The sequence below is a fragment of the Pantoea sp. Tr-811 genome, assembly GCF_011752535.1.
GTDB lineage: Bacteria > Pseudomonadota > Gammaproteobacteria > Pseudomonadales > Pseudomonadaceae > Aquipseudomonas.
This window is the reverse complement of sequence record NZ_VWXJ01000001.1, coordinates 513,610-527,639: the sequence shown is the minus strand read 5'-3', so window position 1 is coordinate 527,639 and position 14,030 is coordinate 513,610. Positions and strand designations below refer to the sequence as shown.

Sequence of the window (14,030 nt, the reverse complement as noted above, 5' to 3'; positions counted from 1 at the left end):
CTTGGGGCTCGTAGCTTGGAGCTGCTTCATGCGTATCATCGACAAAACCGCCGCGCAGGTGCGCAGCCTTACCCCGGCCGAAGAGGAACTGCTGGTCGGGTTTGCCACCGGCAACCTCGCCGGCCCTCGCCTGTTGCAGGCCAACCAGTTGCTGATGAAGGTGCGCAGCGCCAATCAGTGGTTGGCCTGCGATTGCCGCAAAGATGCCTTGCCAGTGCTCAATGTCACCTTGAATGGCAGCACCGGCACCCTGTTTCTCAAGAACAACCCCGGAACCGCCGAGCATGCCCCCGGCTGCCCGTTCACCAAGGACGAGCGCGAGGCCAGCGAGCAGCCGCACGACCCGGCCCCACCCGCCGCCTGGCTGGCCCCGGATACACCGCTGCGGCTGATTGGCGACTATCGCAAGGCCAGCGACACCGCCGGCAGCGGCGCCGAGGGCAGTGAACGCCGTGAGCAGCAGCGCCTGCTGTCGTTGCTGCTGACGTGGGTTGAAACCAGCGGCCTGAACCTCTATGCCACGCACCTGAAAAAGGACCTGACCGGCCAGTTCGCCGAACTGCGCAGCGTTGCCAGCCGCTACCCGCTGCTTGAGCGGGTGCCGGCCAGCAACTACCTGGAAACGCGCCTGGACATGAAGCACATGATGATGCTCAAGGCCCGCCTGCGCGAAGCCACGGTGTTCGGCAACCATCGCCGGCATGGGCTGATGCTCGACTGCGTCGACCAGATCAAGGGCCGCAAGCTGTTCAACAACCGCAGCGAAGATGGCTTCGACTTCCAGGGGCATCACCTGTACTGGGGCGGCAGCCGCGCATCTGGGCCGCTGCTGGCACTGGCCCTGTATTCCCCGGCGACGGCCGGCAGCCATTTCTATGAATTGATCCACGTGGCCAGCGTGCCAGTGCTGTCGCGGGCGCACCTGTTCCCGGTGTACCGCGATGAAGAGCGCGAGCCGCTGAAGGCGTTGGTGTCGCTGATCGACTGGATGGCCAGCAAGGGCGTGAAGGTGCAGATGCGCAGGCCGGTGATCGGTGGGCAGGTGATGGATGAGCTGGTGCTGACCTCGGACCAGGACCGCGTGCTGTCGGTGTCGTTGCTGGAGCAACCCATCGGGCCAGAGCCGGATGCCGAGAACTTCAAACGGTACGCCGACTTCAAGAGCCTGGAGACGTTCCGCAAGTTCGTGGCCGGGTTCTTCATGCGCGAGCGCTAGGGTTGGCTTGCTAGATCGCATCGCGAGCTAGCGCTCGCTCCTACCCAGCGGCCCGACTGCACAGGCGGGTACTGGCCTTGGTAGGAGCGAGCGTAGCTCGCGATGCGGTGCCAAAGGCGGATCGCTACCTTGAGGCAGGTTGCGTCTGCCAGATCGCATCGCGAGCTAGCGCTCGCTCCTACCCAGCGGCCCAGCTGCACAGGCGGGTACTGGCCTTGGTAGGAGCGAGCGTAGCTCGCGATGCGGTGCCAAAGGCGGTGCACTACCTTGAGGCAGGTTGCGCCTGCTAGATCGCATCGCGAGCTAGCGCTCGCTCCTACCCAGCGGCCCGGCTGCACAGGCGGGTACTAGCTTTGGTAGGAGCGAGCGCAGCTCGCGATGCGGTGCCAAAGGCGGTGCACTACCTTGAGGCAGGTTGCGCCTGCCAGATCGCATCGCGAGCTAGCGCTCGCTCCTACCCAGCGGCCCGGCTGCACAGGCGGGTACTGGCCCTGGTAGGAGCGAGCGCAGCTCGCGATGCGGTGCCAAAGGCGGTGCACTACCTTGACGTAGGTTGCGCCTGCCAGATCGCATCGCGAGCTAGCGCTCGCTCCTACCCAGCGGCCTGGCTGTCACGAAAATCAGCCAAGGAACAGCTGATAAGCCGGATTGGCGGTTTCGTTCCAGTAGCGATAGCCCATTTCATCCAGCGCCTGGGGCAGGCTGGCCTGCTCGTCGGCCGGCACCTCCAGTGCCGCAAACACCCGTGCCTCAGCCGCACCATGGTTGCGGTAGTGGAACAAACTGATATTCCAGCGCTTGCCCAACCGCTCAAGGAAGCCCAGCAACGCACCCGGGCGCTCGGGGAACTCGAAACGCAGCACCCGCTCATCAGCCCCCGGCGCGGCATGCCCACCCACGGTATGGCGCACGTGCAGCTTGGCCAGCTCGTTATCGGTCAGGTCGAGCACGTTGTAGCCCTGCTCGCGCAGGTTGGCCAGCAGCTGTTCGCGGGGGTCGTGCAGCGGGTGGGTCTGCACGCCAACGAACAACCGGGCTTCCTTGCCCGGGTAGTAACGGTAGTTGAACTCGGTGATCTGCCGCTTGCCCAGCGCCTGGCAGAAGGCACGGAAGCTGCCCGGCTGCTCGGGGATGGTCACGGCGATGATCGCTTCGCGCTGCTCACCCAGTTCAGCGCGCTCGGCCACATGGCGCAGGCGGTCGAAATTGACGTTGGCGCCCGAGTCGATGGCCACCAGCGTCTGGCCCTGCACGCCCTCGCGGGCCACGTACTTCTTGATCCCGGCCACGGCCAAGGCACCGGACGGCTCGGTGATCGAGCGGGTGTCGTCATAGATGTCCTTGATCGCGGCGCACAGCTCATCGCTGCTGACCGTGACCACCTCATCGACGAAATGGCGGCACAATTCGAAACAGTGGGCACCGACCTGCGCCACAGCCACACCATCGGCAAAGGTGCCCACCTGCGGCAGGACCACCCGCTCACCCGCGGCCATGGCGGCCTGCAGGCAGTTGGAGTCTTCCGGCTCGACGCCGATCACCTTCACCTCCGGGCGCAGGTACTTCACGTAGGCGGCAATGCCCGCCACCAGCCCACCGCCACCCACCGGCACGAAGATCGCGTCCAGCGCGCCAGGCTGCTGGCGCAGGATCTCCATGCCAACGGTGCCCTGCCCGGCGATCACGTCCGGGTCATCGAACGGCGGCACGAAGGTCGCGCCCTCGCTGTCGGCCAGCTTCAAGGCATGGGCCAGGGCATGGGGGAAGCTTTCGCCGTGCAGCACCACATGCCCGCCCCGCGAGCGCACCCCTTCCACCTTCAGCGACGGGGTGGTGGTAGGCATGACGATGGTTGCCTTCATGCCCAGGTGCGAAGCCGCCAGGGCCACGCCCTGGGCGTGGTTGCCGGCCGAGGCGGTGATTACCCCGCGATCGCGCTGGGCCTTAGTCAGGCGCGACAGCCGGGTGTAGGCGCCGCGAATCTTGAACGAGAAGGTTGGCTGCAGGTCTTCGCGCTTGAGCAGCACGTGGTTGCCCAGGCTGGCCGAGAGCGCAGGTGCCGCTTGCAGGGGCGTTTCGATGGCCAGGTCGTAGACCGGCGCGCTGAGAATGCGGCGCACCTGTTCGGTCAGCAATTGCTGGGGGGTGGACGGCGAACGTGGGCTGACGTTGAGGCTGGTCATCGGGTGCAACTCCTTGGCTTTTTTTCGTATTGCCCAGGAGTCAGAGAGAAGAAACCCGCCTCCAGGGCGGGTTCAGTGCACGTACGCGCTAGCCCGCCAAGCTGATAATGGCGGTAATAATAATGGCGTTCACGTGCAGGAAGGTATTCATGGGGTAGGAACTTATCCCGCCTCGCCTGGCCAAGTCAACACTTGGCTTGCTGCGCCGACAGCGGCACGTCGAACACCTTGTCGAAGCCCCACTGGAACACGAAGGCGTAGACGAAGAAGAACACGAACAACGCCAAGTTGGTGAGCAGCGCCGCCCACAGGCTGACACCCAGCCAGTAAGCCACCAGCGGCAACAAGATCAGCACCAGCCCCCCTTCGAAGCCCAGGGCATGCAGCATGCGCCGCAGCAGCGTGCGCTCGCGCTGGCGCTGGCGCGCCTCCCAGCGCTCGAAGGCCCAGTTGTAGGCCATGTTCCAGCTCATGGCGATGCCCGACATCAGCACCGACAGCACCGTCGATTGGGCCATGCCGGCACCGAACGCCAGCTCCAGCGCCGGCGCCACGCAGGCCACGGCGATGGCTTCGTAGAGAATGGCCTGGACGATCTTGCGGGCCTTGCCTTGCATGTTCAGCTCCCTGGAAAAATGGCCTATCAACTTACAGGAAGTGTCCTACAAGAAAAAGTAAGAAATACATTATTGACTGACCGTTCAATCAAGATCGCCTAGCATAATCGTTTCCGCAACAACCACTCCCCCTGGCCGCCCAGCGCAGCGCTGCCGCGTAATAGCCGCTGGCCACCCCCCGCCGCGTATTGGACAACTCCGCCTCCGGCTGCTTGTATCTATTCACTCGCAAGCGGTGACACGTAGCAGCACTTCGTCCAGGGAATCGAACGAGGAACAAGACGATGGCGTACTGCGTCATGATGGTATTCGGCACTCGCCCCGAAGCAATCAAGATGGCCCCGCTGGCCCGCGTGTTGCGCGCCTGGCCCGGTATCAACCTGCATATCTGCTCCACCGGCCAGCACCGCGAAATGCTCGGGCAGGTGCTTACCGCTTTTGGCCTGGAGGTCGACCAGGACCTCAAGGTGATGACCCAGAACCAGACCCTCAACGGCCTGGCCCGCGACCTGCTGAACACCCTCGACCAGGCCTACGACCAAATCAAACCGGATATCGTGCTGGTCCACGGCGACACCACCACCAGCTTCATCGCCAGCCTGGCCGCCTTCCACCGGCACATTCCCATCGGCCATGTCGAAGCCGGCCTACGCACCGGCAACCTCCAGCAGCCCTGGCCCGAGGAGGCCAACCGGCGCCTGACCGGGGTGCTGGCCGACTTGCACTTCACCCCCACCCGCGGCTCCGACGCCAACCTGATCCGCGAAGGCGTGCCGCCCGAGCATATCGAAGTCACCGGCAACACGGTGATCGATGCCCTGCTGTGGATGCGCGACCACCTGGCCGAACGGCAGTGGCAGCCGGCCGCCGACTCGCCACTGAACGTGCTGCGCGAAAACCGGCGCATGGTGCTGGTCACCGGCCACCGCCGGGAAAACTTCGGCCCAGGCTTCGAGCGCATCTGCCAGGCCCTGGCGCAGCTCGCCGAGCGCTACCCCGACGTGCAGTTCGTCTACCCGGTGCACCTCAACCCACAGGTGCAGAAGGCCGTGTACGGGGTGCTGTCGAACCGCACCAACATCTACCTGGTCGCCCCCCAGGACTACCCGCACTTCGTCTGGCTGATGAACCGCGCCCATGTCATTCTCACCGACTCAGGCGGCGTACAGGAAGAAGCTCCCGCCTTGGGCAAGCCGGTGCTGGTGCTGCGCACGGTCACCGAACGGCCATCGGTGCTCAAGGGCGGCACGGTCAAGCTGGTGGGCACCCAGACCGAAACCATCGTCGAGGAAACCAGCCGCCTGCTCGATGACCCGGTTGCCTACGCGCGCATGGCCCAGGTGTACACGCCGTTCGGCGACGGCACCGCCAGCCAGCGCATTGCCCAACGCCTGAGCCGCTGGTTCGAGGAACGCGCCGCCCTGCGAGACGACGCATGAGCCTGGCCTTCATCGACTTCCTGACCTATGTGCTGTTCGGCCTGAAAATCCTGGCGATCGTGCTCGCCAGCCTGATGTTCCTGCTCGGCCTGGACGACCTGTTCATCGACCTGTGCTACTGGACGCGCAAGCTCTACCGGCGTTTTCGCATCTACGACAAGTACCAACGGGCCGATGAGAAACGCCTGTTCGAGGTGCCGGAAAAACCGCTGGCGATCATGGTGCCGGCCTGGAACGAAGTGGGCGTGGTTGGCGAAATGGCCCGCCTGGCGGCCTCGACCATCGACTACGAGAACTACCAGATCTTCGTCGGCACCTACCCCAACGATCCGCAAACCCAGGCTGACGTCGACGCCGTGTGCCTGCACTACCCCAATGTGCACAAGGTGGTGTGCGCCCGCCCAGGCCCGACCAGCAAAGCCGACTGCCTGAACAACATCATCGACGCCATCCTGCGCTTTCAGGAGGATGCCCGCATCGAGTTCGCAGGTTTCATCCTGCACGACGCCGAAGACGTCATCTCGCCCATGGAACTGCGCCTGTTCAATTACCTGCTGCCGAACAAGGACATGATCCAGATCCCGGTGTACCCCTACGCCCCGGAATGGAAGGGCTTCACGGCCGGCCACTATGTGGACGAGTTCGCCGAAAACCATGGCAAGGACGTCATCGTGCGCGAGGCGCTGACCGGCCAGGTGCCCAGCGCCGGCGTCGGCACCTGCTTCAGCCGCCGCGCCATCAGCGCCCTGCTCGAAGACGGCGACGGCATCGCCTTTGACGTGCAGAGCCTTACCGAGGACTACGACATCGGTTTTCGCTTGAAGCAAAAAGGCATGAAGTGCATCTTCGCCCGCTATTCCATCACCGACCCAGCCCTGGCCCTCAAGCACGAATGGCGCCCCGGCATGAGCCGCGCCTTCGCCCAGGTGATCTGCGTGCGCGAGCACTTCCCGCGTGACTGGCAGCACGCCATTCGGCAGAAGTCGCGATGGATCGTGGGTATCGTCTTCCAAGGCACCAGCAACCTGGGTTGGAGCCGCACCGGCGCGCTCAATTACTTCCTCTGGCGTGACCGCCGCGGGTTGTTCGCCTACCTGCTCAGCTTCTTGGTCAACCTGTTGCTGCTGGTGCTGCTGGCCATGTGGCTGGTGACGGTGATCGCCCCCGAGTCGTGGCGTTTCATGTCGATTCTCAGCGACAGCCGGCTGCTCAGCGCACTGCTCTGGCTCAACGGCCTGATGCTGGCCAACCGTTTGTTCCAGCGCGGCTGGTTCGTGACCCGCTACTACGGCATCTTCGAAGGCCTGCTGTCGGCGCCGCGCATGATGTGGAGCAACTTCGTCAACTTCTTCGCCAACCTGCGCGCCCTGCGCCAGGTGATGGAGATGGGCGATTCGCGGCGGGTGGCCTGGGACAAGACCACCCACGAATTCCCGGCATTAACCTCCCCCGCACGCACGCCGCTGGGCCATCGCCTGGTGGAAAAAGGCTACATCACCGAGGCGCAACTGGAGCAGGCGATCACCAGCCCGGTACGCCGCCGCCTGGGCCGTGAGCTGCTGCTGCGCGGCTGGCTGACCAGCGAGCAACTGGTGCAGACCCTGGCCGAACAACTGGACCTGCCATGGGCGCCGCTCAACCCGTTCAAGCTCGACCCGCAGCTGATCGCCAAGCTGCCCCGGCGCCTGGCCACCCACTATGGCGTGCTGCCCGTGGAGGAAGACGGCGACACGTTGATCCTGGCCAGCGAAAGCCCGGTCAGCCAGGTGTCGCTGGGGGTCATCAGCCGCCAGCTCAAGCGCCCGGTCCGTTGCCGCCTGGCACCCCAGGGCCGGGTCACCCTCGGCCTGCGCCACCACTACCCAAGCCCCTGGCAGAAGGACGAAACCCGCGACATGCTGGCCGTGCTGGAACGCCACCAGGACGACGCCGACCTGCTCGAACGGGTCAGTAAGCACCAGGTGATGCTCGGCGCCCTGCTGCAGGTGCGCGGCATGGTGCCGGTCACCTTGTTCAACCAGGCGCTGATCGACTTCGACCCCGAGCGCCACAGCCTCGGCGACCACCTGATCGCCCGCGGCATCATCACCGAAGAGGTGCTGCAGCAGGCCCTGGAAGAACAGGCCAGCGAGCAGCAGGCCGCCTATGACCTGACCCGGGAGGTGGCATGAAAGCGCGCTTGTCCCTGATCCTGCCCGGCTTGTTGCTGTGCTCGACGGCGCTGGCGGCGCCGATGACCGATTTCCAGCGCTTCACCAGCTACCCGTTCATGGAACGCAGCTACCGCGAGGCGAAGCAGAACAACTGGGCGGAAGTCGAACGCCTGACCCGCCATGTGCTCGGTCGCGTGCCCAACAACGATGAAGCCCGCGCCCTGTTGGTCGAGGCCCTGGCCCACCAGCGCCGCTACCAGGAAGCCCAGGCACTGGCCGAACAGCTCGGCGATGGCCCGGAATATGCCGATGCCCTGCTGGAGTTGCGCCTGACCTGGATCGAGCAGGACCCTCCTGCCGCCAGCCAGGTGGAGGCCTGGTTGGCCAGCTCAGGCAGCATGCAGCGCATTCGCCTGTGGCAGGCCTACAGCCTGAGCCTTGCCAAGTTCGGCGGCGCCGGCAAGGCGCTGGCCTGGCTCAACCACTTGCCGCCACGGGACGACGGCCAGGTGCTGCGCCTGGCCCGGGCCAGCTTTGCCGAGCAGTTGCGCAACTGGAAGGAAACCATCGAACAGTTGCAACCCTTGGCCGAGCAAGGCCAGTTGCCGCCGCAGGACTGGCAACGGCTGGCCAATGCCTACGTGCAACAACTGGATGAGAAAGGCCTGAGCAGGCTGCTGCCGAGCGCCCCCTCCCCCGAAGTGGCCAACCAGACGCGCCTGGCCATGGCCAACCGGGCCATTGCCATGGGCCATAACCAACAGGCCCAGCGCTGGTTGCAAACCCTGCCCACCGAGCAGTTGCAACAGCCCGAGCAGCGCCAGCAACTGTGGGAACTGGCCCGTGAAGGCGACGATGCGTCGCTGGTGCGACGCCTGAGCAATGAACTGCAGCGCCCCTGCCTGGAAACCGTCGACTGGCTGTCGCGCCATGACCCCGAGGTCGCCCGGGAGCAGTTCAAGGGCTGCCCTGCCACTGCCGACCCCCGTGCCTACGCGGTGCTCCAACAGCGCCTGTACGGCGACCCGGTGCAGCCGCCCCAGCCACGCACGGCCAGCGAATGGCAACAGCGCTATCGCCAGAGCGGTGACCTGGCGGCACTGGAACAGGCCACCTACCTGCTGGTGCAGCAGGGCCAGGGCGAGCGCGCCCGCGCGTTGCTGGAGCAGGCCTTCGAGCGCCGCCAAGGCCGCCTGACACCCTCGCTGTTGCAACGCCTGGGTGATAGTTATGCACGCAACGACGGCCCATTGGACAGCCGCCGCATGCTTGCCCTGATCCCGCGCGTCAACAGCGCCACCCGCGCGCAACTGCTAGCCCGCCTGGCCGAAAACGGCCAGTGCGATGCGGTGCGCAAGGCGATACCGGCATCCCCCAGCGAAGCCGGCCAGTACCGCGCCCTGGGCCGCTGCGCCATGCCCGACCAGCCTGGCGAGGCCGTGGTCTACTACCAAGCCGCCGAACGCCTGGGCGACCGCGATAACCGTCTGCCCCTGGCCTATGCCCTGGAGGCCGCCGGCGATTCCGAAACGGCCTTGCCGATCTGGCGCAACCTGCCCGACAGCGCCTGGACCGACAACGCCCGCCTGACCGCCGCACGCGGCGCACTCAACGCCGGCGATGCCCAGGCGGCCCGCCGCTACTGGGATGCTGCTGCGCACCGCAGTGCCGACGACTGGGCACTGGGCGCCGCCATTGCCCAGCGCCAGGGCGACCTGCAGGCGGCCCTGGGTCTCCAGCGCCAGGCCCTGGCCCACAACCCGCGTGCCGAGCACTACTACGCCGCCGCCAGCACCGCACAGCTGGCCGGCGACAGCGAGCAAAGCACGGCCTGGTTGGCAGACGCCGTGCGCCTGGCCCCCGACCAGCCACGCTACCGCGCCGACTATGGCATGCGCCTGGCCGGCTCACAGGACGTGGCCGAACGCCGCCAGTCGATCCCCTACTTGGAACGCGCGACCCACGACTTCCCCGAGGACTACCGGCTCGGTGAAACCCTCGCCCTGCGCTACGACGAAACCGAGCAAAGCGCCGCTGCCCGCCGCGAGCTGCGCCGGGTACTGGACGTGGAGCAGGACCTGGTCGACGGCGACGACGAATACGGCAGCCTGGAGGCGCGCAAGTACCGCCAGCGCCGCGCCCACGAAGCCTTGTCACGGCGCGACACGGTCACCTTGGCCAGCACTTGGTCACCGGCCGGCACCTCGACCAACGACAAGTTCCTCGACAACGGCCAGCGCAGCGGAGCATCCCGCCGGGCGCAATCGCAAAACGTGCAACTGGCGATGTGGGACCACGCCCTGGGGGAAGAACCCAGCCGCAATGGCAGCACCTTGTCGGTCTACGGTCGGGTATTGTTCGGTGGCCAGGGCCGCAGCGAGTATGCCCAGAGCATGGGCACCGGCGTGGGGCTGCGCTACAAGCCGTTCGGCCAGGCCAACCTCAACCTGTACGCCGAGCTGTACCACCAGCGGCAAATCGACGACACCCACTACAATGGCCTGAGCCTGGGCGAGCTGCTGAGCCCGGCCAAGGTCGGCGGCAACTGGGGCGACCTGCGCCATCACGCCGAATCGAGCAACGACCTGCTGTTGCGCGCCACCGCCTCGTTCCTCGACCAGGGCCGTTGGCGCAACGACTGGCGGGTCGACGAAGATGACTGGAACGAACGCTTCCTGTACCTCGACGCCGCCTGGTGGACCCGCGCCGGCGACCACGCCTGGCTGTCGCGCTACCAGCAGGGCCACGCCTGGAAGCTGCCCACCCAGTCGCCGCAGACGATCATGCCCTACGGCTTCCTCGAATTCGCAAGCCAGGACCCAAGCAACGATTGGCGCCAGGACGCCCGCACCGGAGTGGGCATGCGCTGGCAATGGTGGTTCGATGACGACCGCTACAACGCCTACCGCGGTTCGTTGAAAGTACGCGCCGAGTACCAGCAGTCACTGGGTGGCAACCTTTACGAGCAGGCCAATGGCGTGCTGGTTGGCGTGGAGATGACCTTCTGATGCGTACCTTGCTGGCCATTTGCATGCTTGCCCTGTGCCTGCCGGCCATGGCCGATCAACGCCTGTTCTACCAGCCGCTCAATGCCGACGCTGCCGTCACCCCAGCACAGTGGCAGCAACTGTGGCGCGCGACCAGGGCGCAAGGCGTTGCCACGTTGATCGTGCAATGGAGCGCCTACGGCGACAGCGACTTTGGCGGCGCCCAAGGGTGGCTGGCCAACAGCCTGCGCCAAGCCCACGCCCAAGGCCTGGAACTGGTGCTTGGGCTGTACATGGACCCGGCCTATTACCAGCGCATTGGCGAGCTCGACGCTGACGGCCTGGGCAGCTACTGGAAATCACAGTTGGGGCGCTCGCTCGGGCAGTACCGACAGGTGCGTGAGCAGTGGCGGTTGCCGGTGGCAGGGTGGTACTTGCCGATGGAGCTGGATGACCTGCATTTTCGTGACAGCGACCGCCGCCAAGCACTGTTCAGCCAATTACAGGCGTTCAACCGGCAACTGGACAAGCCGCTACACCTCAGTGCGTTCAGTGCAGGGAAACTGGCGCCGCGGGTCAATGGCGCCTGGCTGGACCAACTGGCCGGGCTGGGCTTGAGGGTGTGGTGGCAGGACGGCGCCGGGACGGGGCGCTTGCCGGCGCTGGTGCGCCAGGGCTATGAGCAGGCGCTGCCGTGCCGGGTGGGCGTGGTACGCGAGGCGTTTCGCCAGGTGAGCGCGCCGGAGCAGGCGTTTCGGGCCGAGCCCGCGGAACCGAAGCTCGCTGCGGGGTGCCATGCCGAAGCGGTGTTTGCCTTGCGTTACCGGCCTTGGGCCCGGGGGTTGTTGCCACTGAATTGAGCTAGCCTGTTCCGGCCCTTTCGCTCCTACAGGGCCCCCGGTGTTGTGCGGTCCTTGTAGGAGCGGGCTTGCCCCGCGAAGAGGCCGGCCCTGCCCAAGCCGCTCTCAAGGAGCCCACCAATGTTCAAAACCATCGAGGACCACATCCGCCAACAGGTCGCCCCCGCCGCCCTGCGCGCCGAGTTTCGCCAGCACGAATTCGACGCAATGCGCCCGTTCTGCAAGCTGGTATTCTGCGTCAGCACCCTGATCTGGCTGGTCTTCGACCTGATCGTCAGCTTCCTTGGCGGCCAAGGCTTCACCTGGCTGTCCTACCTGTTCATCGCCCTGCTCGGCTGCCTCACCGTGGTGCTGCACTTCACCCGCCGCAGCCACCACTTCGACGTGCTCAACCTGCTGTTCGTGGCCGTCATCACCTTGGGCATGCGCCTGGTGATCGAAGGCATCCCGGTCACCCTGCGCCCAGTGTGGCTGGTGCTGGGGGTGTCGACCGTGCTCTACGCGGTGTCGGTGCTGCCGGTGCGGCGCTGGTCGTTCTTCTGCGCCATGGCCATTGCCTGGGCGGTGCTCAACCCCTTCTTTCACACCCGCATCGAACCCGATGAGCTCGAAGGCGCCATGCTGTTCAGCTACGCCCTGTTCCTCAGCGCCCTGGTGATCTACAGCTACCTGCAGATGCGCCAGGCCAAGCTGCACAACTTCTACCTGTCCAAGGTGCTGCTGGAGCAGGCCTATGTCGACGCCCTCACCGAAATCCCCAACCGCCGCTCGTTCATGGCCAAGGCTGAGCGCCAGCTTCGCCTGGCGTCCTCGGGCCAGTTTCTGGCGATGGTCGACATCGACAACTTCAAGCGGGTCAACGACCAGTTCGGGCATGACGTGGGCGATGAAGTGCTCAAGCGCGTAGCGGTGAATATCAAGGCGGTGGTGGCCGGGTACGAATTCGCCCGGTTGGGCGGCGAGGAATTCGCGATCTTTTTCCAGGGGCTGGACGAGGGCACGGCCGAACAACGGGTGGCGGCGCTGTGCCAACAGGTGCGCGAGGACCTGGGGGTGCCGCCGGTCACCATCAGCATCGGCTTGGCGCGGGTGCAGGCCGGTGACAGCCTGAGCATGGCACTGGTGCGGGCGGACCAGGCGCTTTATGAGGCCAAGCACAGTGGCAAGGACCGGGTTGTGTTGTGGACGGCTAGCCTTGCAGAAAGCAGTTAGCAGGCCCGGCCCTTTCGCGGGGCAAGCCCGCTCCTACAGCGAAGGGGCCGGGCCTGCCAACCTACCCACCGGCAGGCAACCGAATCCTGAACTGTGCCCCACCCAATGCCGATTGCGCCACGGTCAAGGTCCCACCCTGCCCCTCGATCGCCCGCCGGCTGATCGCAAGCCCCAGCCCGAACCCGCCGGTATTGCGGTCGCGGCTACGGTCCAAGCGGTAAAACGGCTGGAAAATCCGCTCCCGCTCCTGCACCGGAATACCAATGCCGTCATCCTCCACCGTCAACAGGCAAGCGCCGTCCTGTTCAAGGCGCAAGCGCAACAACAGGCTCTGGTCACAGTAGCGCATGGCATTGCGCACCAGGTTCTGCACCGCCCGGGCGGTCAAGCGCGGGTCGAGGACGAAGCGCGGCAGGTTGCCTTCGGCCCGCACTTCCCATTGGATACCCCGGGTATCGAGCTCCTCGGCAAAACCGCCCAGCACGCTGTCGACCAGCTCCAGCAACGACACCTCGACCCGCTCCCGCGCCTGGTCGGCGTTGTACAGCCGGCTGTACGACAGCAGTTCAAGCACCAGTTCGTCCAGCTCGCGCACATGCCCCACCAGTTCCAGCAAGCGCTTGCGGCTGGTGGGCGGCACTTCGTCGAACAGCAGCACCAGGCCGAAATCCAGCCGGGTAAGCGGCGTGCGCAGTTCATGGGAAACGGCGTTGAGCAGTTCGCGCTGCTGGTTGACGTGGCGCTCCAGGTCGCTGGCCATGGTGTCGAACACCCCGGCCAGCTCGCCAATGTTGGAATGCGCCGAAATGTGCGTACGCTCGGCCATCTGCCCCTGGCCCAGGCGCCTGGCGGTTTCCTTCAGCCGCTCCAGGTCGCGCCAGTGCGGCCATACCCACAGCAGCAGGCAGCCGAGCATGGCTGCACCGATCAACACGGTAACGCCCCACGACAGCACATTGATGTCCAGCGGGTCTGGCGGGGAATGCAGGCTCACCAGCCAGCCCTCGCCCAGCGGCGCCAGCACCGTTTCGTAGTAGCCCCAGTCGCCGATGCGCACCGCGTACAGGCCATGCTCCAGGCGCGCCTGTTCCTGTGGGCTCAACCCGGCCTGAGCGGTACGCAGCAGCTTGACTTCCAACGGCGCGAAGACCTTGGCCAGGTCCTGCTCCACTGCGGGCCACTGCGCCTGCGGGGTTTGCCGGAACTGGCGAACGATCAGCGACTGCACGCCCTTGGCCTGGTCGAGGTTGTAGGCCATGAAGCGGTCGTGGAACAGGCCGACAATGGTGTCGGGAATGAACAGCAAGGCCCCGGCATAGGCGACGATGATCACCAGGTACAGGCGCACCAGGATTTTCAGCAT

Annotated in this window: 9 protein-coding genes; 6 read left to right on the top strand and 3 right to left on the bottom strand. The window is 65.7% G+C overall.

The window, feature by feature from the left end; all coding sequences use genetic code 11:
- Positions 1-28 precede the first annotated feature (28 nt).
- Positions 29-1,216: a hypothetical protein gene (locus F3J44_RS02315; RefSeq protein ID WP_167270420.1), complete on the top strand. Its 1,188-nt coding sequence runs from the start codon at positions 29-31 to the stop codon at positions 1,214-1,216.
- Positions 1,217-1,836: 620 nt separating this feature from the next.
- Here the strand turns inward: F3J44_RS02315 and ilvA are convergent.
- Both ilvA and F3J44_RS02305 read right to left on the bottom strand, forming a co-directional pair.
- Positions 1,837-3,399 carry a threonine ammonia-lyase, biosynthetic gene (gene ilvA / locus F3J44_RS02310; RefSeq protein ID WP_167270418.1) on the bottom strand — a complete coding sequence of 521 codons (1,563 nt, stop codon included), beginning with the start codon at positions 3,397-3,399 and terminating at the stop codon, positions 1,837-1,839.
- Positions 3,400-3,584: 185 nt separating this feature from the next.
- Complete coding sequence (locus F3J44_RS02305) at positions 3,585-4,016, bottom strand: PACE efflux transporter (RefSeq protein WP_167270416.1); 432 nt, start codon at positions 4,014-4,016, stop codon at positions 3,585-3,587.
- A 284-nt stretch (positions 4,017-4,300) separates the two neighbouring features.
- Here F3J44_RS02305 and wecB point away from each other — a divergent pair, with 284 nt between their 5' ends.
- The 5 genes from wecB (at position 4,301) to F3J44_RS02280 (ending at position 12,667) form a co-directional block, all read left to right on the top strand.
- Positions 4,301-5,455, top strand: coding sequence for a non-hydrolyzing UDP-N-acetylglucosamine 2-epimerase (wecB, locus tag F3J44_RS02300; RefSeq protein ID WP_167270414.1), 1,155 nt, complete (start codon positions 4,301-4,303; stop codon positions 5,453-5,455).
- Complete coding sequence (gene nrfB, locus F3J44_RS02295) at positions 5,452-7,626, top strand: cyclic di-3',5'-guanylate-activated glycosyltransferase NrfB (RefSeq protein ID WP_167270412.1); 2,175 nt, start codon at positions 5,452-5,454, stop codon at positions 7,624-7,626. The genes wecB and nrfB overlap by 4 nt, the downstream gene beginning before the upstream one ends.
- On the top strand, positions 7,623-10,616 hold the full coding sequence (locus tag F3J44_RS02290; protein WP_167270410.1) for a phage receptor: 2,994 nt from the start codon (positions 7,623-7,625) through the stop codon (positions 10,614-10,616). Before nrfB ends, F3J44_RS02290 begins: the two co-directional genes overlap by 4 nt.
- Complete coding sequence (locus F3J44_RS02285) at positions 10,616-11,455, top strand: DUF4434 family protein (protein ID WP_167270408.1); 840 nt, start codon at positions 10,616-10,618, stop codon at positions 11,453-11,455. The genes F3J44_RS02290 and F3J44_RS02285 overlap by 1 nt, the downstream gene beginning before the upstream one ends.
- 120 nt (positions 11,456-11,575) lie before the next feature.
- Positions 11,576-12,667 carry a diguanylate cyclase gene (locus tag F3J44_RS02280; protein WP_167060888.1) on the top strand — a complete coding sequence of 364 codons (1,092 nt, stop codon included), beginning with the start codon at positions 11,576-11,578 and terminating at the stop codon, positions 12,665-12,667.
- A 61-nt stretch (positions 12,668-12,728) separates the two neighbouring features.
- Here F3J44_RS02280 and F3J44_RS02275 read toward each other — a convergent pair whose 3' ends face one another.
- A complete protein-coding gene (locus F3J44_RS02275; protein WP_167270406.1) occupies positions 12,729-14,030 on the bottom strand; it encodes an ATP-binding protein in 1,302 nt (433 codons plus the stop codon).

Excerpts from the sequence above, each read along its gene's own strand:
- F3J44_RS02305 (WP_167270416.1), bottom strand. The coding sequence starts at position 4,016 with ATGCAAGGCAAGGCCCGCAAGATCGTCCAGGCCATTCTCTACGAAGCC.
- nrfB (WP_167270412.1), top strand. The coding sequence starts at position 5,452 with ATGAGCCTGGCCTTCATCGACTTCCTGACCTATGTGCTGTTCGGCCTG.
- F3J44_RS02285 (WP_167270408.1), top strand. The coding sequence starts at position 10,616 with ATGCGTACCTTGCTGGCCATTTGCATGCTTGCCCTGTGCCTGCCGGCC.
- ilvA (WP_167270418.1), bottom strand. The coding sequence starts at position 3,399 with ATGACCAGCCTCAACGTCAGCCCACGTTCGCCGTCCACCCCCCAGCAA.
- F3J44_RS02290 (WP_167270410.1), top strand. The coding sequence starts at position 7,623 with ATGAAAGCGCGCTTGTCCCTGATCCTGCCCGGCTTGTTGCTGTGCTCG.
- F3J44_RS02315 (WP_167270420.1), top strand. The coding sequence starts at position 29 with ATGCGTATCATCGACAAAACCGCCGCGCAGGTGCGCAGCCTTACCCCG.
- F3J44_RS02280 (WP_167060888.1), top strand. The coding sequence starts at position 11,576 with ATGTTCAAAACCATCGAGGACCACATCCGCCAACAGGTCGCCCCCGCC.
- wecB (WP_167270414.1), top strand. The coding sequence starts at position 4,301 with ATGGCGTACTGCGTCATGATGGTATTCGGCACTCGCCCCGAAGCAATC.
- F3J44_RS02275 (WP_167270406.1), bottom strand. The coding sequence starts at position 14,030 with ATGCTGAAAATCCTGGTGCGCCTGTACCTGGTGATCATCGTCGCCTAT.